This is a genomic window from Nocardia xishanensis NBRC 101358 (genome assembly GCF_001613365.1).
Classification (GTDB): Bacteria; Actinomycetota; Actinomycetes; order Mycobacteriales; family Mycobacteriaceae; genus Nocardia; species Nocardia xishanensis.
In genome coordinates, this window is record NZ_BDCF01000051.1 from 41,700 (window position 1) to 61,350 (window position 19,651).

General features: G+C 68.3%; 20 protein-coding genes. 9 read left to right on the plus strand and 11 right to left on the minus strand.

Annotated features, from left to right (window positions below; all coding sequences use genetic code 11):
- Positions 1–31: 31 nt before the first annotated feature.
- Positions 32–637 carry a hypothetical protein gene (locus tag NX1_RS28875; protein WP_068066150.1) on the minus strand — a complete coding sequence of 202 codons (606 nt, stop codon included), beginning with the start codon at positions 635–637 and terminating at the stop codon, positions 32–34.
- Positions 638–650: 13 nt separating this feature from the next.
- The gene (locus NX1_RS28880) at positions 651–1,280 is read right to left on the minus strand and encodes a DUF6474 family protein (RefSeq protein WP_068066154.1); all 630 of its coding nucleotides are present in this window, start codon (positions 1,278–1,280) and stop codon (positions 651–653) included.
- Between the two features lie 303 nt (positions 1,281–1,583).
- On the opposite strand from NX1_RS28880, the gene NX1_RS28885 reads away from it, so the two are divergent.
- The 3 genes from NX1_RS28885 to NX1_RS28895 all read left to right on the plus strand — a co-directional run bounded on the left by NX1_RS28885 (position 1,584) and on the right by NX1_RS28895 (position 6,400).
- A complete protein-coding gene (locus tag NX1_RS28885) occupies positions 1,584–3,257 on the plus strand; it encodes a TM0106 family RecB-like putative nuclease (protein WP_245668720.1) in 1,674 nt (557 codons plus the stop codon).
- A gap of 46 nt (positions 3,258–3,303) precedes the next feature.
- Positions 3,304–5,262, plus strand: a complete 1,959-nt coding sequence (htpG, locus tag NX1_RS28890) for a molecular chaperone HtpG (protein ID WP_068066160.1) — start codon at positions 3,304–3,306, stop codon at positions 5,260–5,262.
- Between the two features lie 415 nt (positions 5,263–5,677).
- Entirely contained in the window at positions 5,678–6,400 is a 723-nt protein-coding gene (locus tag NX1_RS28895) for a TMEM165/GDT1 family protein (RefSeq protein WP_068066165.1), read from the plus strand.
- Here NX1_RS28895 and NX1_RS28900 read toward each other — a convergent pair.
- Entirely contained in the window at positions 6,389–7,069 is a 681-nt protein-coding gene (locus NX1_RS28900) for a TetR/AcrR family transcriptional regulator (RefSeq protein WP_068066168.1), read from the minus strand. The genes NX1_RS28895 and NX1_RS28900 overlap by 12 nt on opposite strands.
- A gap of 88 nt (positions 7,070–7,157) precedes the next feature.
- Positions 7,158–8,036: an SDR family NAD(P)-dependent oxidoreductase gene (locus NX1_RS28905; RefSeq protein ID WP_068066172.1), complete on the minus strand. Its 879-nt coding sequence runs from the start codon at positions 8,034–8,036 to the stop codon at positions 7,158–7,160.
- A 197-nt stretch (positions 8,037–8,233) separates the two neighbouring features.
- Between NX1_RS28905 and NX1_RS28910 the strand changes: the two genes are divergently transcribed.
- Positions 8,234–9,001, plus strand: a complete 768-nt coding sequence (locus NX1_RS28910; protein ID WP_068066222.1) for an SDR family NAD(P)-dependent oxidoreductase — start codon at positions 8,234–8,236, stop codon at positions 8,999–9,001.
- Between the two features lie 80 nt (positions 9,002–9,081).
- Here NX1_RS28910 and NX1_RS28915 read toward each other — a convergent pair whose 3' ends face one another.
- The 3 genes from NX1_RS28915 to NX1_RS28925 all read right to left on the minus strand — a co-directional run bounded on the left by NX1_RS28915 (position 9,082) and on the right by NX1_RS28925 (position 11,405).
- Positions 9,082–9,894, minus strand: coding sequence for a class I SAM-dependent methyltransferase (locus NX1_RS28915; protein WP_068066175.1), 813 nt, complete (start codon positions 9,892–9,894; stop codon positions 9,082–9,084).
- Between the two features lie 151 nt (positions 9,895–10,045).
- Complete coding sequence (locus NX1_RS28920) at positions 10,046–10,573, minus strand: peptidase (protein WP_068066178.1); 528 nt, start codon at positions 10,571–10,573, stop codon at positions 10,046–10,048.
- Positions 10,574–10,781: 208 nt separating this feature from the next.
- The gene (locus tag NX1_RS28925; RefSeq protein ID WP_068066181.1) at positions 10,782–11,405 is read right to left on the minus strand and encodes a superoxide dismutase; all 624 of its coding nucleotides are present in this window, start codon (positions 11,403–11,405) and stop codon (positions 10,782–10,784) included.
- 197 nt (positions 11,406–11,602) lie between these two features.
- On the opposite strand from NX1_RS28925, the gene msrA reads away from it, so the two are divergent.
- On the plus strand, positions 11,603–12,307 hold the full coding sequence (gene msrA / locus NX1_RS28930) for a peptide-methionine (S)-S-oxide reductase MsrA (RefSeq protein WP_068066183.1): 705 nt from the start codon (positions 11,603–11,605) through the stop codon (positions 12,305–12,307).
- Positions 12,308–12,377: 70 nt separating this feature from the next.
- Here the strand turns inward: msrA and NX1_RS28935 are convergent, their stop codons facing one another.
- Positions 12,378–12,989, minus strand: a complete 612-nt coding sequence (locus NX1_RS28935) for a hypothetical protein (protein ID WP_068066186.1) — start codon at positions 12,987–12,989, stop codon at positions 12,378–12,380.
- A 633-nt stretch (positions 12,990–13,622) separates the two neighbouring features.
- On the opposite strand from NX1_RS28935, the gene NX1_RS28940 reads away from it, so the two are divergent.
- The 4 genes from NX1_RS28940 (at position 13,623) to NX1_RS28955 (ending at position 16,913) form a co-directional block, all read left to right on the plus strand.
- Entirely contained in the window at positions 13,623–13,988 is a 366-nt protein-coding gene (locus NX1_RS28940) for a rhodanese-like domain-containing protein (protein WP_157120166.1), read from the plus strand.
- Between the two features lie 85 nt (positions 13,989–14,073).
- On the plus strand, positions 14,074–15,138 hold the full coding sequence (locus NX1_RS28945) for a DUF4328 domain-containing protein (protein WP_068066189.1): 1,065 nt from the start codon (positions 14,074–14,076) through the stop codon (positions 15,136–15,138).
- Complete coding sequence (locus tag NX1_RS28950) at positions 15,135–15,902, plus strand: glycerophosphodiester phosphodiesterase (protein WP_068066192.1); 768 nt, start codon at positions 15,135–15,137, stop codon at positions 15,900–15,902. The genes NX1_RS28945 and NX1_RS28950 overlap by 4 nt, the downstream gene beginning before the upstream one ends.
- 90 nt (positions 15,903–15,992) lie before the next feature.
- Positions 15,993–16,913 (plus strand): DUF5926 family protein, encoded by a 921-nt coding sequence (locus NX1_RS28955; RefSeq protein ID WP_068066193.1) that lies wholly within the window; start codon positions 15,993–15,995, stop codon positions 16,911–16,913.
- 259 nt (positions 16,914–17,172) lie between these two features.
- On the opposite strand, the gene NX1_RS28960 is transcribed toward NX1_RS28955, so the two are convergent.
- The 3 genes from NX1_RS28960 to NX1_RS28970 all read right to left on the minus strand — a co-directional run bounded on the left by NX1_RS28960 (position 17,173) and on the right by NX1_RS28970 (position 19,522).
- Positions 17,173–17,721 (minus strand): ferritin, encoded by a 549-nt coding sequence (locus NX1_RS28960; RefSeq protein WP_068066197.1) that lies wholly within the window; start codon positions 17,719–17,721, stop codon positions 17,173–17,175.
- A 70-nt stretch (positions 17,722–17,791) separates the two neighbouring features.
- Positions 17,792–18,337: a ferritin gene (locus tag NX1_RS28965; RefSeq protein ID WP_068066200.1), complete on the minus strand. Its 546-nt coding sequence runs from the start codon at positions 18,335–18,337 to the stop codon at positions 17,792–17,794.
- Positions 18,338–18,346: 9 nt separating this feature from the next.
- Complete coding sequence (locus tag NX1_RS28970) at positions 18,347–19,522, minus strand: LCP family protein (RefSeq protein ID WP_068066226.1); 1,176 nt, start codon at positions 19,520–19,522, stop codon at positions 18,347–18,349.
- Positions 19,523–19,651: the final 129 nt, after the last annotated feature.

The window sequence follows — 19,651 nt, forward strand, 5'->3', positions numbered from 1 at the left end:
TTTCTGTCCGAAAGGAATTGGGGTGCGCGGATCAGGCGAACGCCGGTGGTGCGCGCGGCCCGGCGGGTCCGTGCGGCGGAAAGCGGTAGGTCGATGTCCCGGCGTCGGACCAGCGGCTCGATCGTGCGACCGGGAGGTGGTGCGGTCCGCCGAGCGCGGAGCGGACGGCGCTGGAGACGATCCCGTAGAGACGTTCGGCGGCCAGCAGCGAGACCACGCAGACGAGGGTCGCGAGAAGGTGCGCGAACAGCATCCAGCCGGTCGGCAGGAAGCCCGCCGGCGGCGCGTCGCCGACCGCGATATGCGCGTCTCGCTCGCCGTGCGCGTGCCCGATCAGTCCGGTCAGCACCGCGTGCCCGGCGAGTTGTCCGGCCGCGAGCGCGCCGAACACGGGCCCGGCGGCGTACGCCAGTCCCGCACGGCGGCGAACATCCTCGAGCCATTCGCCGCGGTCCGAACTCCGCGAGAAACCCGTCGCCGCGCATCCCGCCAGCGCCGAAACCGTCAGCAGCAGTGCGAATTCCGGCGAATCGGGATAGCGACCGCCCGCGACGCCGTGCGCGGCGACGCTGAGCAGGCCGACCAGCGCGCCGACCAGGCCGCCGCGCGGCCAGCCGGTGCCTGGGCCGGGATTCATCGCGGAGACGCGTTCAGCTCACGCCGAGGCGGGCGAGCACATCGGCTTCGATGCCGGACAGCTCGTGCGAGATCGAGGTGTGCACGGCGCGCCTGCGCGAGGCGGGCATCTGCTCGGCGGTGCGGACCGCAGCGCCGAGGCTGTCGAGCCGGGCCCTGGTGGCGATGACGAACTTCTGACCCTCGCCCTTGTCCTCGATCTTGCCGAGCGCGGCCTCGGCGTTGGCGAGCCGGGCCTGGAGCTTCGCACCGTGCCCGGTGTAATCACCGAGCTGGTCGATGCCGATGCCGAGCTGCTGCGCGCGCCGGGTGTCGAGCCGGCCGCGGACGAAGGTGGCGCCGCGGTAGGCCAACGGAGCGAGCACCGGAACGAGGACCCGGGCCACGCCGAGGTACTTGCGCACTTGGCTCGCGCTGAACACGTCACGCTCGGCCTTGGCGGCAATCTTCTGCGCGGCCTTCTCCTCGGCCTGCAAGGTGGCGATCTGCTGCTTGGCGACCTTGGCCTGGGTGCGGGCCTCGGCCCGCTTGGCCTTGCGATCGTTCTTGGCGAACAGCTTGGCCTCGATCGCGGCCTTGTGCTTGAGGGCTTTCGCCTCGGCCCGGCGACTCGGACGCCGCTTTCGCTTCGTGAACAACCCCATCGGAAGGCCCTCCGTCAATGCTGTGTGCCAGGGCAGCGCTGTCGGCGCGAGGCCCTCTGCCGTCTACCACGCGGTTTGCGCCCACCTTATCCGGTCGAGGGCGGCGGCAGCGAGGGCACACCGTGTCCTGTCGGGGGTCTGGACCATACTGCATACGTGTATTCGGGCAGCGGTGACCGTGAGGGTCGCAAGGTGGACGGCTCGGCCGCGGACCGGTCGGGCGAGCTCGCCGCTGCGCCGATCGAGAACGCGCCGATCGAGAACGAGCCGGCCGGAAACGAGCCGATCGAACGCGATCCGGCGGTGAACGCGCAGGTCGCGTTCATCGACGCGCGAGCGCTGATCGGGTGCAGGCACCGGCTGCACCTGGACGCGGCACATCCGCAGATGCTCACGGGCATACTCGAGGATCCGGGTGTGCGCCAGCGGCGCGAGGCGGCGACAGCGCATCGCAACCGGGTGCGCGACGCGCTCGTCGCCGCCGATCCGGACAACTGGGTGATCATCGACCCCGCGCTGCGGGCGTCGGACCGCGCCGCGGCCACCATGAGCGCGTGCGCCGCTGGGGCGCGGAACATTTGGGGTGGACTGCTGCCGCAAGAGCCCGACACCGGCAGGCGCGGCGGTTCGGAGATCCTGCTGCGCGACCCCGATCGCGGCGGCTACATCCCGATCATCGTGGTCAACCACAAGGTGACCGATCCGCGTAAACCGGAACCGGCCGACTTCCACCCGACCACCTCGGATCCGTATCACTGGGACCCGCGCCCCGACCCGGCCCGCAAGCTGCGCCAGCAGCCGCGCGATCAGCAGCGCCTCGCGCACCTCTACCGGATGCTGCAGCGCCACGGGCTGGCCAGCCCGTCCCTGGTCGGCGGCGTCATCGGCTACCACTTCGACCGCATCCTCGTGCACGACCTGGGCCCGCTGCTCGACGAATACGACCGCCGCTACGCCGACCGCATCGCGGTGGTGCGCGGCGAACTGCCGACGGTGCCGTCCAAGGTGCCCGAATGCAGGCAATGCCCTTGGTGGACAAGGGGAGTCGAAGGGGCGAGCTGCGAGAGCTGGCTGGCCGAGCACCGCGACGTCAGCCTGGTCGCGCCGGGCTCGCGTGCCGACGTGCTGCGCGGCCACGGCGTGGAGACCATCGACGACCTGGCCGCGTGGACCGGCGAGGACCCGGAGGACTGGCAGCACGGCCCCTTCGACGAGGCCGTGGTCACCGCACGCGCCTGGCTCGCGGGCGCGCCGCTGGTGCGTCGCTACGACCGGGTGCAGGTGCGCCGCGCCGACGTCGAGGTGGATGTCGACCTGGAGAGTTTCCAGGAGCACGGCGCCTACCTGTGGGGCACCCTGCTCGACGGGCGCTACCGGCCGTTCGTCACCTGGGACCCGCTGCCGACCGAGGACGAGGGCCGTTCCTTCGGCGAGTTCTGGACCTGGCTGATGACGGTGCGCGCCGAGGCCGCGACGAGCGGGAAAACCTTTGCCGCCTATTGCTATTCGCGCACCGCCGAGGACAAGTGGCTGTACGAGTCGGCGCGCAGGTTCGCGGGACGTCCCGGCGTGCCGACGGTGGAGCAGGTGCGCGCGTTCGTGGACGGACCCGAGTGGGTGGACATGTTCCAGGCCGTAACGGACCAGTTCATCTGCCCGAACGGCAAGGGGCTCAAGAAGATCGCGCCGGTCGCCGGTTTCTCCTGGCGTGACCCGGAGGCGGGCGGCGAGGCATCGATGAGCTGGTACCGCCAGGCCGTCGGCTACGACGGCGCGCCCGACCTCACCCAGCGCACCCGGCTGCTCGAATACAACGAGGACGACGTGCGGGCCACCCAGGTCCTGCGCGAATGGATGTCGCCGCGGGTGCCGAACCCGCACTGCGCGGAGCTGGAGGTGCCCGCACTCGCCGATTTCGGTCGCGTGCCGCAGCTGCCGGGCGGCGGCTCGGCTTCCTCGTTCGGCCGGGGCGCCTGATCGGGTGCGCAACCGCGCCGTCGGTCCGCGGCGGTAACATCGCGACGTGACTCAGCACGTCGAACAACTCGAGTTCCAGGCAGAGACCCATCAGCTGCTCGAGCTGATGATCCATTCCGTCTACTCCAACAAGGACACGTTCCTGCGGGAGCTGATCTCGAACGCGTCCGACGCGCTGGACAAGCTGCGGCTGGCGTCTTTTCAGGACAAGGACCTGCACGTCGACACGTCCGACCTGCGCATCGAGCTGGAGGTCGACAAGGACAACCGGGTACTCACCGTCCGTGACAACGGCATCGGCATGTCCCGCGCGGAGGTCGTCGACTTGATCGGCACCCTCGCCAAGTCGGGTACCGCGGACCTGCGCAGACAGCTGAAGGACGCGAAGACCGACGCCGCGGCCGAGGAGCTGATCGGCCAGTTCGGCATCGGCTTCTACTCGACCTTCATGGTGGCCGACAAGGTCACCCTGACCACCCGCAAAGCGGGCGAGACCGAGGGCACTCGATGGGAGGCGGGCGCGGGCAGCTCGACCTACACCATCGAGGCCGTCGACGACGCGCCGCAGGGCACCTCGGTCGCGCTCCAGCTCAAGCCCGCCGACGAGGAGGATCACCTCTTCGACTACACCCTGGAGTGGAAGCTCAGGGAGATCGTCAAGAAGTACTCCGACTTCATCGCCTGGCCGATCCGCATGCAGGTCGAGCGGACCGTCACCGAGGGCGAGGGGGAGGACAAGCAGGAGAAGACGGTCCTCGAGGAGCAGACCCTCAACTCGCAGAAGGCGCTCTGGACGCGTCCGAAGAGCGAGGTCTCCGAAGAGGAGTACAAGGAGTTCTACAAGCACGTCAGCCACGCGTGGGACGACCCGCTGGAGATCGTTCCGCTCAAGGCCGAGGGCACGTTCGAATACCAGGCGCTGCTGTTCATTCCGTCGCACGCGCCGTTCGACCTGTTCACCCGCGAGCACAAGCGCGGCGTGCAGCTCTACGTCAAGCGGGTGTTCATCATGGACAACTGCGAAGAGCTGATGCCGGAGTACCTGCGCTTCGTCAAGGGCGTGGTGGACGCGCAGGATCTCTCGCTCAACGTCTCCCGCGAGATCCTGCAGCAGGACCGGCAGATCCAGATGATCCGCAAGCGCCTGGTGAAGAAGGTGCTCTCGACGGTGAAGGAACTGCAGGGCGCCGAGGATCAGGAGAAGTACCAGACCTTCTGGAAGGAGTTCGGTCGCGTCCTCAAGGAGGGCCTGCTCTCGGACTTCGACAACCGCGACACCATCCTGCAGGTCTCCTCGTTCTCCTCGACGCACTCCGAGACCGAGCTGACCACGCTCGCGCAGTACGTCGAGCGGATGAAGGACGGCCAGGACGCCATCTACTACATGACGGGCGAGTCCCGCCAGCAGGTGGTGAGCTCCCCGCACATGGAGGCGCTCCAGGCCAAGGGGCTCGAGGTGCTCATCCTCACCGATCCCGTCGACGAGATGTGGGTCGGTTCCGTGCCGGAGTTCGACGGCAAGCGGTTCCAGTCCATCGCCAAGGGTGAGGTGGATCTGGAGACCGAGGAGGAGAAGAAGGAGTCCGAGGCGCTGCGCGAGCAGCAGGACAAGGACTTCGCCGAGCTGCTGACCTGGCTCGGCAAGACCCTCGACGAGAGCGTCAAGGAGGTGCGCCTGACCAACCGGCTCACCACCTCGCCCGCCTGCCTGGTCGGTGATGTCTTCGACTTCACGCCGATGCTGGAGCGGATGTACCGCGCCTCGGGCCAGATCCTCCCGGAGACCAAGCGCATCCTCGAGCTCAATCCGACCCATCCGCTGGTCACCGGGTTGCGCGACGCCTACGACACCCGCAAGCAGGACGCGGACGAAGGCAAGGTTCCGGAACTCACCGAGACGGCCGAACTGCTCTACGGCACCGCGGTGCTCGCCGAGGGCGGCGAACTGAAGGACCCGGCTCGCTTCGCGCACATCCTCACCGACCGACTCACCCGCACTCTGTAAACGCACTCCTCGAAGGCCCCTCCCGCATCGGGAGGGGCCTTCGTCGTTCCCGGACGGGTTCCCGGATGCCTTCGTTCAGCATCCCTGCCTCGGCGATAAGGGTTTGCTGCCCGGTTAATAAGGGTTACCGAAACTGGTCGACAGGTGCTCCAAACTTATTGTGCGCATTGCGATTTGGCTTACAGCGAGTTGGCGTCGCCGAGGTTGCTGGGGTAAGGTCGGAGACAGCGAAGGGGAGTAGCCCCCAATCACGCAGTCGACATACTGGCCCGCTGCCTCCCGAGGCTCGGGTCCGGTTGTGTGAACCGGGTTTTCATCCGGTGGGCGAGACCTTCGGCCTGAACAACCCACGTTGTCGGCCGGAGGCGTACCCAGATCTCCGGCAGGCAGGCCGGAGACCGGGAGTACGCCACACATGATCGCCACCATCCTGCTGAGTATCGGCATCGTCTTCCTCGCCGAACTCGGAGACAAATCCCAGCTCATGGCGCTGACGTTCGCGCTGCGCTATCGCTGGTGGGTGGTTATCGGCGGCATCGCGACCGCCACCGCGGGCGTGCACCTGATCTCGGTCGCCGTCGGCTACTTCCTCGGCGCGGCCCTGCCCACCCGGGCCATCTCACTGGTCGCCGCCCTCACCTTCTTGGCCGTCGGCCTGTGGTCCTTGCGCGAACACTTCGGCGCTCCCGACGATGACGACGAGCCGCGCCCGCCCCGCTCGACCGCCGCCCCGTTCCTCGTCGTCCTCTCGGCCTTCCTGCTCGCCGAACTCGGCGACCGCACCATGTTCGCCACGGCCGCCCTCGCCACCGACAACAGCTGGTTCGGCGTATGGCTCGGCTCCACCATCGGCATGGTCGCCGCCGACGCCCTCGCCATCGCGGTCGGCATCGCGGTGGGCAAGCACCTGCCCGAACGCCTGATCGGCATCTGCTCCGGCCTGCTGTTCCTGTACTTCGGAAGCGCCACGTTGCTCGGTGCGGCAGCGCCGTCGCTGGGCGTGCTGGCGGGTGCCGGCTTGGCGGCTGTCGTTCCTGCGGTGGTCGCGGTGGTGTTCCTGACGCGGCGCTCGCGGGTGGAGCCGAAGGCCGAAGCTCCCGTCATGGACCGAGCGCGCGAGACCCAGTCACCGAGTTGAGGCGCGCACTTCCTCGGTCATCGCCGAGCCGTACAGGTCTCCGCTGCGCCGCACCATGTCCAGCAACGGCGCGCAAAGCCCCCGCAGCCCTTCCAGATCGGCCGCGGCGATCCGCGCGGTAACCATAGCGCTCACCGCTGCTGCGAAGGTCTGACAGGCGAACCGCTGTTCCTCGGTGCGGGCGTCGAGCACTTCGGCGATCAACGCGACGAACGAGTCCTGGAGTTGCGCGCGGCGCGCCAAAGCGTCGGAACCCACCGCGTAGACCTCGACCAGGTAGAGCCTGGCGTAGGCGGGGTCCTCGATCAGCCCCTCGAAATACGCGTCGAGCAGGCGCTCCATCCGGTGCAGATGCGTTCCGCCCTGGCCGTTCTCGTCCTCCAGCGGTCCTGATGCCGCCGCGATCCGGACGACCAGCCGCTCGACGGCCCGCTCGTAGGCGGCGGTGAAACAGTCCTCCTTGGAACGGAATTGCTCGTAGAAGGTCTCCCGGGAAACGCCTGCCAGTTTGAGGACGGCCGCGACGGAGGTCCCGACGTAGCCGGTGACCGCCATCGTCTCGGCCATCGCGTCCAGGATCCGGTCCCGTTGCGACGCGATCACCTGCTCCCGAGGTAAACCGTGCCTGCCCCTGGGGAGTTGGCGGGCGGTGCCTGGGGTGTCGGTCATGCGGTGGCTCCGGATGGTTCGGTGGGCAGATGTTCGGCGGGCACTGGTTTTCGACGGGAACGGCGCCGTTCGCTCGGCGCCGCGCCCGTCAGGCGGGTCGCTCCATTCTGCGTGGCCTGCTCGGTTGATCGGTGGTGAAGGGCGCGTCCTCGGCGCGGGCGATCTCCAGCGCCTCGGCCACCCCGCGGCGCAGCGCGGCGTCGACGATGCGCTGGGCGAGTGGGCGGAACGGCAGCACTATCGCCACCCACCACGGCGAGACGGTCTGGCGCCGACGGCGCGCGATGGCCCGTTCGGTGGCATCGATGGCGGGTCCGAGCGGCGCTACGCCCGAGACGGTGGAGCGGCCGAGGATGGCGCGTGCCGCGGCCGTGCCGAAACCGCGGCTGGTCATGTCGGTGTCCAGTTCGGCGAAGTACGCGACGCCGACCTTGGCGCCGGTGTGCCTGATCTCGTGGCGCAGGGTGTGGCCGAGCGCCTCGACGCCCGCCTTCGACGCGCTGTACGCGCCCGCCAGCGGAAGATTGACGGCGGCGGCCAGTGACGAGACGATGAGCGCGTAACCCCGTGGATGGCAGATGTGCGGACCGGCGGCGCGCAGCGTGTAGTACACGCCGAGCACGTTCACCGCCAGCGTCTCCTCCATGATCGAGGGATCTCCGCCGATCAGCGCCAGCTGCTTCGCGACCCCGGCGTTCGCGACCACCACGTCCAGGCCGCCGAGCTCGCTCGCCAGCGTCGTCACCACACGCTCGACCTGGGCATGGTCGCCGACATCGCAATAGCGCCACGGCGCGTCGCCGCATTCGCGCGCCACCTCGGCGAGCAGATCGGGTTCGAGGCCGAGCAGCGCGACCGACGCTCCGTGCGCGTGCAGCTGCTTGGCCAGCGCGGCCCCGATGCCTCGCGCGGCCCCGGTGATCAACACCCTTCTACCGGCGACGTCTTGGCCGGAGAACAGCTTCATGCGGCGACGATACCACCGATGAACAGTGATGTTCGCAAATATTTTCGACTCGAACGGGGCGTGAGAGACAATCGTGCATTGTCTCTCACGAGACTACGCGGCCGATGCCCGGGTCGGGGGACGGACTTCGGCCCGCGGCATCTATTAGTGTGCAATTGACAGAGGGCCAACTGGCTGTCACGAACGAGAGGACCATCGTGGAGATTTCGGGTTCCGCCGCCATCGTCACCGGAGGCGCATCCGGCCTCGGCGCCGCCACCGCCAAGCGTTTCGCCGAGCTCGGCGCCACTGTGTTCGGCCTGGACGTGCCGCAGTCGATCGAGCGCGCCGGTGACAACGTGCCCGCCGGGGTCACCCTCATTCCGGCCGACGTGACCAGCAACGACGAGGTCGCGGCCGCCGTCGCGAAGGTGGTCGAGTCGGGCGCGCCGCTGCGCATCGTGGTCAACTGCGCCGGCGTCGGCTGGGCCGGTCGCATCCTGTCCAAGAACGGCCCGCACGATCTGGAGCTGTTCCGCACCGTCATCACCGTGAACCTGCTCGGCACCTTCAACGTCATGCGGCTGGCCGCCGACGCCATCGCCAAGACCGATCCGGTCGACGAGTACGGCCAGCGCGGCGTCGTCATCAACACCGCGTCCGTCGCGGCGTTCGAGGGCCAGGTCGGCCAGATCGCGTACTCCGCCTCCAAGGGCGGCGTGCACGGCATGACCGTTCCGGCCGCGCGCGACCTGGCGCAGTTCGGCATCCGCGTGAACACCATCGCCCCCGGCATCATCGACACCCCGATGCTGGCGGGCGTCACCGAGGAGTACCGCAAGGGTCTCGAGGCGGGCGTGCCCTTCCCGTCGCGTCTCGGCCGCCCGGACGAGTACGCCCAGCTGTCGCAGTACATCGTCGAGCACGACTACCTGAACGGCGAGACCATCCGCATGGACGGCGCGCTGCGCATGGCGCCGCGGTAATCGGCCCGCCACGCGAAGGCCGCCTCCGATTCGCTTCGGGGGCGGCCTTTTCGGTTGCGTGATCAGGTTGCGTGATCAGGTCAGGGCTTGTGGCCGGTGCCGAGGAACGCCGTGGTGGCCAGCGGGGTGTTGGGCCGGTAGTTCTCGGCGAGGTAGGCCCGCATCGCCTCGGAGCGCGCGGCCCACGCGTCCTCACCGATCGAGCGTCGCATCAGCATCATCGGCGCGCTGCTGCGCGACATCTCCTCCCACAGCCGGTCCCCGTCCGGATAGGACACCGACGTGGTGTGCCGCTGGATGGACACCCCGGCGAACCCCGCTTCGCGCATCTCGGTGGCGAAGACCTCCGGATTCTCCAGGCTGAGGAAGTTCGGCTGCGGCTCCTGCACGGTCGGATCGGCCGCGGCCAACGCGCCGAACATCATCCGCATCAAAGGGGATTCGGCCACCGGCGCCCAGCTCGACACCACCGCGACACCGCCGGGTCGCAACACCCGGAACAATTCGGCGAAGCCTTTGATCCGATCAGGGAAGAACATCAGGCCGAACATCGAGAAGCCCGCGTCGAAGCCGTTGTCCTCGAACGGCAGCGCCTGACCGTCGCCAACTCGCACATCGATATTGGTGATACCGGCTGCCCGCGCGGCGTCGCTGAGGCGTTCGAGCATGTGCTCGGCGAAATCCACGGCCTGCACCCTGCGCACCCGCGCCGCGGCGGGCAGGCTCAGCGTGCCGGGCCCGGCCGCGACATCGATGACGCGCGCGTCGGCGGGTAGATCGGCGAGTTCGAGTGCGCGGTCGGAGAACGGAGCCATGATCGCGAGCGCGGATTCGGCGTAGCCGTCGGCGACCAAGTCCCACGGTTCGGCGGCTGCGAGGGGATTACCGGACATGTTCCACGATCCTTTCGACCGTGACAGGCTAACTGCGTAGCCCCCTCGCAAACCACCAACGCGCGCGAATATGTCTGTGCCCGAAAGTGTTCGAGGCCGCAGCCGAGCGACGCATCGGCGTCCGCATTCGCCGAGCTTCGATGGGCGATCCTCAGGCCGCGAGCAGCATCGCGAGCACGGCGGTATCGGGATCGCTGATCGGGTCCAGCCCGACCCGGCTGACCAGCGAGGTGACGGTGCCGTCGGATTCCGCCTCGACCCACGCGGCGCGGTGTTCCAGTCCCAGATGCGGCACGCCGGGCAGCAGCACGCAGCCGGAGGCCGCGCCCGTGCATTCGGGCAGCGTCGGGCGGGTCTCCGACGGCGGATGCAGCATGAGCAGCGCGGGCGGCACGTGATCGGCGAACCGGCCAGGCTCGAGCGCCTGTTCGCCCAGCACCGTGCCCTCGGCCAGCACCAGCCCGACCGTGCCCGGCTCCGGGTCGTCGGGCAGGTCCTCGCGGACGCCGAAGACGGTGGAGGTGGCGAGCAGGCCGGGCAGGCTCGCCACCCGCACGGCTAGCACCAGGACCTGCGCCCATTCCTTGGTGGTGTCCGGCCAGCGACCGGAAATGACGAACCCGCGCAGCGATCCGCGCGAGTGGAACGGCGTGACGCCGATCGGCCCGTTGGTCCGCATCGTGCCTCCCGAGATGAAACCGGGGCGGCCTTGCCCGTCCTCGAACTGTATGGATTCAGAGGATGACTCACGAATCAACTGGCACACAAGTACCAATGAGTGCTAACCCGGCAGTGCATGCGCGGATCGGGCAGCGGACACGAAAAAGCCCGCCGGGCGATTCCACTACCCGGCGGGCCTCCAGCCGCGCGCCTCGGCGCGCGGAGACTCACCCGAAGATGAGGCCCTTGCCCTGGCTGATGGCGCGGGCGAAGCGCTCCTGCACGTCTTCCCAGTTGACGACGTTCCAGAACGCGGTCACGTAGTCGGCCTTGACGTTCTTGTACTGCAGGTAGAAGGCGTGCTCCCACATGTCGACCTGCAGCAGCGGGATGATGCCGAGCGGGACGTTGGCCTGCTGGTCGTAGAGCTGGAAGGTCAGCAGCTTCTGGCCGAGGGTGTCGTAGCCGAGCACGGCCCAGCCGGAGCCCTGCAGGCCGTTGGCGGCCGCGGTGAACTGCGCGCGGAACTTGTCGAACGAACCGAACTGGTCGTCGATCGCGGCGGCCAGCTCGCCGACCGGCTTGTCACCGCCGTTGGGGGAAAGGTTCTTCCACCAGATGGAGTGGTTCACGTGGCCACCGAGGTGGAACGCGAGGTTCTTCTCGTAGAGGAAGATCGCGCCGTGATCGCCGGACTCGCGAGCCGCCTCGAGCTTCTCGAGTGCGGTGTTCGCGCCCGCAACGTAGGCGGCGTGGTGCTTGGAATGATGCAGCTCGTTGATCTGCCCGGAGATGTGGGGCTCCAGGGCGCTGTAGTCGTAATCCAGATCTGGCAGCGTGTACTCAGCCACGATGTCCCTTTCTCAGTTGTCGGGCTGTGACGCTCGGAGATTCGAGCGCTTCCAACCATCATTCGTACACCCGCTCGGTTCCAACCGGGCCGTGTGCCCCCTCATTCCATCGGAGATCGATCGATAACGCAGTGGTTGGTTCCGGCGTGAGCAGAAGGGTGATTCGAGCACGATCATTGGTGAGTAGCATCGAAACCATGTCGTTCTTCGACGAACTGGTCGGACGGATCCGTCTCCCGGAGCCGGCGATGGTGACGCCCGAGCAGGCGCTCCCTGGCCGGGAGGAACCAATTCTGGTGCCGGATACCCATTTCGTGAACGGCAATCCCATCCGTCCGCCGTTTCCCGACGACATGCGGGTGGCGGTCCTCGGGATGGGTTGTTTCTGGGGCGCAGAGAAGGGCTTCTGGGAGCTCGACGGCGTCTATACGACCGCGGTCGGCTACGCGGGCGGATACACGCCGAACCCCACCTACGAGGAGGTGTGCAGCGGCCGCACCGGGCACACCGAGGCGGTGCTCGTCGTCTTCGATCCCGCGGTGCTGGATTACACCGCCGTGCTGAAACACTTCTGGGAGGACCACGATCCGACGCAGGGCATGCGTCAGGGCAACGACCGCGGCACGCAGTATCGCTCGGCGATCTACACGCTGAGCGACGAACAGGCCGCCCTGGCCAGAAGCACCGCGGAGACGTACGGAAAGCGGCTCGCCGAGGCGGGATACGGGTCCATCACCACCGAGATCACGCCCCTGCCCACACCGAAAGCGGGTCCAGCGCCGAATCTGTCCGGGTTCTATTACGCCGAGGGCTACCACCAGCAGTATCTCGCGAAGAACCCCGGCGGTTACTGCCCGGTGCACGCCACGGGCGTGACCTGTCCGGTCGGGCTCGGGGCCTGAAAAGTACTGTGCGGAAGGCGAACCCGCGCATCCGGTGTGATCGGACGCGCGGCGGTCGCCGTGGTTCGGTTTACAGCGGCGGCACGACGCCGGGGCGGATTGTGCGCGGATCGCCCGCGTCATGGGCCTTCCACCAGCGCACGCCGCCCGCGATGAAGTCGGCGGGCGCGATCTCCTCGCCCTTTGCGTCGTACACGGTGACGCTGTCGAACCACACACGCACGTCGAGTTCGCGCGGGTCGATGCCCTCCTCCTGGGAGAACTCCAGCACGTGCGACGGGGTGTGATCGTCGATCTTGGTGTCGAAGCTGAGCAGTTCCCGCCAGAGCGACCAGCCGCTGTCGTCCACGTCGATGAATTCCCAGCCGTGCAGGCGGCCGCCGCCGAAGCTGCGGATCGCCTCGTCGAGGCCGTCGAGCTCGAGCGGAAGTATCTGGGCCTCGATGTCGTCCCAGCGCTGGATGCGCAGCGAAGCGGCGACTCGGCTGACGCCGGTGAAGTCGAGCCGGACCTGATGGTCCTGTGGCGCGGCGCCGTCGGCGGGCACCGTCATGACTGTCAGATCCAGGCGCAGTGTGGCCGCCTTGGTATCCACCTCGAGCCCGAGACAGGTCGCCTCGGAGATCGCGGTGTTGAGTCCGGTCGAATCCAATCCGTCGAATAGCCCCCTGCGCGCGTTCATGCACCCAGGCTACCGACGACCCCCGCTGAAGCCCGGTATTTGAGTTTTTCACTAGTGTTGTCGTTTTTTTGGAACCGAATCGTCCGGCGCACCGTCCAAGTAGATGTCGGGACCCGCTCGGCCGCGGTTCCGAGGCAGCGGCGAACGACCGCTCCGGGATGGACAAGGAGGGGAGTCCCGGATCGGTCGTTCGGAGACCCCCGCTTCGCTGAGGATGAGCTGGACAGGGCCGTGTGGGTCCCGATCCCGTTCCGCGTGGAAGGGATTGGGTTCGCGTGACGTTTGCTTATAGTCGCGCCCTGTGACTGTCCCGGATAGTGATAGGCACCGCCTGTGGATCAGGTTGTGGATTGTGTGGATAACTTCGGTGAAGATATGCACAGGTGGTGGGAGAGTGGGGCGAGGTTATGTCAACCGCGGCGGAAACGGACTTCGGGTATGAAATAGTCCGGCCCAGTGCCGAGCCCGCAACCCCCTGGCGATACGGTTTGCCCCGCTACCGGCCCTATTGAGCCGCGCGGACCCCGCCGCGAGCCCGCCCGGTAGTCCGCCCGAAAACCCCCGCCGGACCGGACCGAATGCGGGAAGTACGCCTGATCCCCGGCGGTGCGGCGATCATGGCAGGATCGTATCGTGACGAGCCCCGAGATTCCGTCGGTGTCGGTGGAAGACCTGCCCGGCGAATTCGACCACGGCGAGCGGCCGGACCCGGTCCGGGCGATTCTGCTCGATGTGCGCGAAGACGACGAATGGCAGCTCGGGCACGCCCCAGGCGCGATCCACATCCCGATGGTCGACGTGCCGGCGCGCACCGACGAGCTGGACTACGACGCCGACGTCTACGTCATCTGCAGGCAGGGCGGCCGGTCCATCGAGGTGGCGAAGTATCTGGCCTACATCGGTTTCGAAGTGGTCCAGGTGACCGGCGGGATGGTGGCCTGGCAGCGGATCGGTCGCCCGCTGGTCGCCGAGGGCGACCATCCGGCCAAAATCTACTGACGGAAGAGCGAGGTGCCCAGGCAATGAGCGTCAGGCCGGGAAGCGGCAGCCCGCGGGACAACGCAGGGCGAGCGAAGGACATGCTGTGAGTACCGTGCTGCAACCCTGCGCCCGCTGCGGCGCGCGGTGGGCCGTGCACGGCACACCGATGCACTGGTGCCCCCGCTGCCACGGCGTGCTGCTCTCACCCGCCCCCATCGACGCGCCCGCCGAACGGCGTAACTATCGCTGGGTCGCGCGCCGCCCCGATCACCGGAACGGCAGACCCGTCGCGGCGCCGCGACGCAGGCCCCCCGCACCGACACCGCGCTACACGCAGATCCCGCGCTGGGGCCTGCGCGACGAGACGCCCGCTTCGGCCACGGCCGCGTCGCGCGGTCGCGCCGCGGCGCTGGCGAGCTGGGTCACGCCGTTGCTGCTCGGCACCGCGGGGATGTTCGCGCTGGCCGCGGTCGCCGAACTGGTGCGCTATGTGATTCTGCTGGTCAACCGGACGCGTCTCATCGACCCGCTGGTGCTGCGGTTCTCGGACTGGCTACTCACCGGGTCGTCGGCGCTGGCGCTGGCCCTCGCGCTCGGCAGCGGCATCGCTCTGCTCGGTTGGTTGATCGAGACCAGGAGCGCGGTGTTCGCGCGGGTGGGCCGCCGCGATTCCCGTCCGGTGCCGCTGCTCGTGCTCGGCTGCCTGATCCCGGTGGTCAACCTGGTGTGGCCGGGGGTCTTCCTCACCGAGATCGCCGTGGCGCGCGCCGACCCGAGGGCGCTGCGCGCGATCCGGATCTGGTGGTGCGCCTGGGTCTTCGGCGGACTGATGGCCGCGGCGGCGCTGATCTGGCGGACGGCCGACTCGCTGCAGGTCAAGGCGGACGGCGTCCTGTTCACGGCGTGGACGGACGCGGTCGCCGCCGCCGTGACGGTGCTGACGCTCTGGATGCTGCGGCTGCTCGACGGCCGCGACCTGTTCGGCAGGGTGAGGCTGGCCCGCCGCTGGGTGGTCGCGGTCGACCCGGCGGTACCGGTCATCGAGCCGGTTCATCCGGGCGGCGCCGCGCGCACCACCGAGGCGCGAAATGCGGCGGACGCCGAGATCGCCGATGATCTGGATACCGACAACGGTGCTGTTCAGCACGAGGAGGTCATGGCCAAGTGAGCCAGAGCAGTCGCGCACCGTTCGTCGTCGCGCACCGTGGCGCCTCGGCGGCGCTCCCGGAGCACACGCTCGCCGCGTACGATCTCGCGCTCCAAGAGGGCGCCGACGGCGTCGAGTGCGACGTCCGGCTGACCAGGGACGGACATCTGGTCTGCGTGCACGATCGCACGGTCGACCGCACGTCCACCGGCTCCGGACTGGTCAGCGAGATGACGCTGGACGAATTGCGCTCGCTCGATTTCGGCGCCGACGGCGAACCCGCCTCCGTGCTCACCCTCAGCGAGCTCATCGAGCTGGTGCTCGACTGGCGCAGCAGGCCGACCAAGCTTTTCATCGAGACCAAGCACCCGGTCCGCTACGGCGCGCTGGTGGAGAACAAGCTGCTCGCCGAGCTCCAGCGCTTCGGCATCGCCACGCCGGCGTCGGCGGATCATTCACGCGCCGTGGTGATGTCGTTCGCGGCCACCGCGGTGTGGCGTATCCGCCGCGCCGCGCCGCTGCTGCCCACGGTGCTGCTCGGCGAGTCCTCGCGCTACCTCGGCGGCGGTGCGGCGACCACCGTCGGCGCGACGGCCGTCGGTCCTTCGGTGAAGACGCTGCGCGAGCATCCGGATCTGGTGGACAAGGCCGCCGCCGCGGGCCGCGCCACCTACTGCTGGACCGTGGACGATCCCAAGGACGTGCGCCTGTGCGCGGACCTCGGCGTCAGCTGGGTCGCGACCAACCACCCTGGCCGCACGAAGACCCTGCTCGCCGCCGCCTGAATCGAGTTCGCCGAGCGGTTCGGCATTCCGCGCGTGCCGCGCCGTGGCGCATTGCGGCGACGGTCACAGCACCCTGTAGTTTGAGCCCTCGTGGGTAAGAGCAAGCGCAACAGTCCGAAGCCCGGAGGGAACCGGGCGCAGCGTCTCGCCGAGCGTAAGGCGGCGCTGGAGCAGGCGGCTCAGGTCGTCACCCGGCCGTTCGAGGGGCTGGCCGCGGAATGCGATCTGGTCGCACTGCGGGAGTTCGTGCCGTCGGCGACCGCGACGCTGAAGCTGGCGCCCGAGGTGGCCGCCGAGCGTTCCGTCGTGCTCGCCACGGTGCTGCCCGGCGCCGTGGCCGCGCTGGTGCGCGCGGGCGATCAGCCGACCGGTTACGTCGCCACCCAGGTTCAGTTCCAGGGCGACGACCCGGCCGCCGATCTCGCCGCCGCGATCCTGTGGACCCAGTCCGCCGAGCCCGGCGACTCGCTCACCTCCGTCGAGAGCGTCGCGGGCGGTCCGCGCCTTGCCGACGTGATCGATCCCGGCGCCGCCCTCGACCTCGTCGTGCACCAGGACTTCGATTGGTGGGTGCCGGAAGGCGTGACGCCCGATCCGCAGGTGGCCGCGACGATCGAACAGGCCAAGCAGGCGATCATGCCGTCGGCGCGGTTGGAGCTCGGGGTCGATTCCGTCGGCGCGGCCTGGTGGGTCGACGCGGGTGAGAAGGCGCACGTGCGGTGGGTGCGTCCGGAGAACGAGGACGACCTGATGCTCGCGCTGGCCCGGCTGCACGCCTCGGGCGGGCTGCACATGGGCGAGGGTTCGCGTTTCGCCGGTTCGTTCCGTACGCACGGACTGCTGGTGCCGGTGTTCGACCTGGATCCGGAGCGCCACCCCAGCGAATGGACCGCGCCCGCAGCCGAATTCGGCGCTCGCCTGCTGGCCGCGCTCGGCACCGACGCGCCGCTCACCTCGGAGGAGCGTCGTTCGCGTGACGGCCTGCGTTCGCGTCAGGTCACCTTGCGCTGACTCCGAAAGTTTTCGGAGGAATTTTGTGAAAAACGCCTCTTTCAGACTCTGTGAAGAGCTAGGTTCTGAACATCACCGTTACTGGTGATGGTGAGGATTGCCTCACCGCACAGATGAGGAAAGTAGGAACATCATGGAAGCCATTCTTGCGCTGCTCAAGACGCTGCTCAGCTCGTTGAGCGCCAGCTGAGGCAACCATCTCGGTCGAAACAGGCCCAGCTCGTCGCGAAGAGCTGGGCCTGTTTGCCGGGACACCTTTTTAAATGTGTCCGCCCGCTGTCGAGGGCGCGCCAGAGGTGTCGGAAGGAGTACTCATCTCCCGCGCGATGAAATTCTCCAGATCGAACAGATTCGATCCTGCGCGGTCGGCGATGTTGAGCAACGTCGTCATATGCGCGACCTCCTCGACCTGCTCCTTCAGGAACCACTGCATGAACTGCTCGCCGAGGTAATCGCCTTCTTCCCGGGCCGTGCTCGCCAGCTGGACGATCTGCTCGGTGACGGTCTTCTCCTGGGCGAGAGCGAGGGCGATCGGTTCCCGGACATTGTCGAAATGCGACTTCGCCGCATCGACGCCGGAAAGGTCGACGCTGATATCCCGGTCGAGGAAGTACTGCACGATCATCATCGCGTGATTACGTTCTTCCACGGCCTGCGCGTAGAACCGCTTCGCCAGCTGAGGCAGATCCGCATTGTCGAACCACACCGCGATCGCGATGTATTGGTGTTCGGCATTGAATTCGTGCCGGATCTGGTCGTGGAGCAGGCTGTGGAATTTGCTGCGTGGGGACTCCGGATTGCTGGACATGACGCCACATTATCGCTGGTCAGGGCGCATGTCATCCAAGTGCACCCTTATTGAGGCTAGTGTTGCCTAATTAATTGTTTGCCGCGCCTGCCATTTTCGGAGCGGAATTGCCCGGCTTCGCGGGCGCGCGCACCTCGCGCGCCACGAACTGCTCGACGTCGAACAGGTTACCTTCCCGATCGATCACCGTGAGCAGCGTCGTCATCCCGGCGACGTTGTCCACCTGCTCTTTCAAGAACCACTGCACGAACCGCTCGCCGAGGTAATCCCCGCCCTCCCGCGCCGCCTTCGCGAGCGCCGTCACCTGGGAGGTGCAGGTGCGCTCGGCTTCGAGCAGGAACGCCGTCGCCGCGCGCGGAGATTCGAAGTCCGAGCGGATCGAGTCGAGACCGCCGACCCGGACCTCCATATCCCGGTCGAGCAGGTGCTGCACCATGCGCATCGCGTGCGAGCGATGCTCCTCGGAGCGGGTGTAGCAATGTCGGGCCAGTTGCGGCAGCCGCAGCGAGTCGAAGTAGACCGCGGCGGCGAGATACTGCTGCGCGACCGTGAAGCCGTGCCGGATCTGATCGCGCAGCAAGGCCGGGAAGGGCTGGGCGCCATCGGTGTCGGACATGCTTCGACGCTACCGCGTGAGCAGTTCCTCCGGGATGGATCTGTCGTCGGCGAGTGCGTCGAAGAACGCGCTCGCCTTCGTCTTGTCCCAGAGCAGCACGTTGCCGCTGCCGTCGACATCGTCGAAACCGCCGACCGGCACCGTCGTCGCCACCGTGTCGCCGCGCATCGCCCAGCCGAGACGCCCGAGATCCCAGATGTGATCGTCCTCGTCGACCTTCAGCGAGCCCGCCGTGTCGGTCGCCAACGGCCACAGCTTGAACGGATTGGCCAGGGTCGCGCCGCTGGTCGCCTTCTGCAACAGCGCGGCCATGAAGAGGCGCTGGTTGTTCATCCGGTCGATGTCGGCCAGCGCGGTCGCCCTGCTGCGCACGAAACCGAGCGACTCCGGTCCGTCCAGCTTCTGGCAGCCCGCCTCCAGGTCGATGCCCGCGAGCGGGTCGTCGATCGGTTTGGGCACGCAGACATCGATGCCGCCAAGCGTATCGACGATGCCGGCGAAACCGGCGAACCCGATCTGCGCGTAGTGGTCGATGCGCAGGCCGGTCGCGCCTTCCACGGTCTGCACGAGCAACTGCGGGCCGCCGAAGGCGAAGGCGGCGTTGAGCTTGTCCTTGCCGTGGCCGGGGATGCCGACGTACGAGTCGCGCGGCAGGCTGACCAAGGTGGTGCGGCCCGACTTCGGGATGTGCACCAGCATGATCGTGTCGGTGCGTTCGGGGCCGACGTCGCCGCCGGTGGCCAGCTCCTGCTCCTGTTCGGTGGAGAGCCCGCCGCGACCGTCGGAGCCGACGAGCAGCCAGTTGGTGCCGGGCGTGTCGCCGACCCGGTCGGTGTATCCGGCCAGTGCGTCGATGCGCGTCAGCTTGCCGTCGAGGTTCATCACCCCGGCGACCGAGGCGACGACGAGGACAAGCAAGAACACCAGGAACCACCGGAACGGATGCCGTTTGCGTCGCGGGCGCGGTGCGCGACCGGCGGTCGGCGGCGCGGCCGGTGGCGGAGGCGTACCGCGACGGGGCCGCGGGCTCGGGGCGTGCTTGCGGGGGACGGGTTCGTGGAACGGCTCTGGCTGCTGCGTCGGCGCGTACTCCGGTTCTGCTTTGTGCATCCGCGGCGGCGCTTCCTGCGGCACCTGCGAATACGCGAGTGGCTGCGCGTGCGGATCGGCGCCGTCGCGGCGCAGTACCTTGGTCCGTTCGACGTGCGGCGGGTGGCCTTCGTGCCCCTGCCGCGGAGGCGCCGCACCGTGCGGAGCCGGCGCGGCGGGCCGACCCTGCACGTTCGGAGGGGGCGCGGCCCCGTGCGCTTGCGG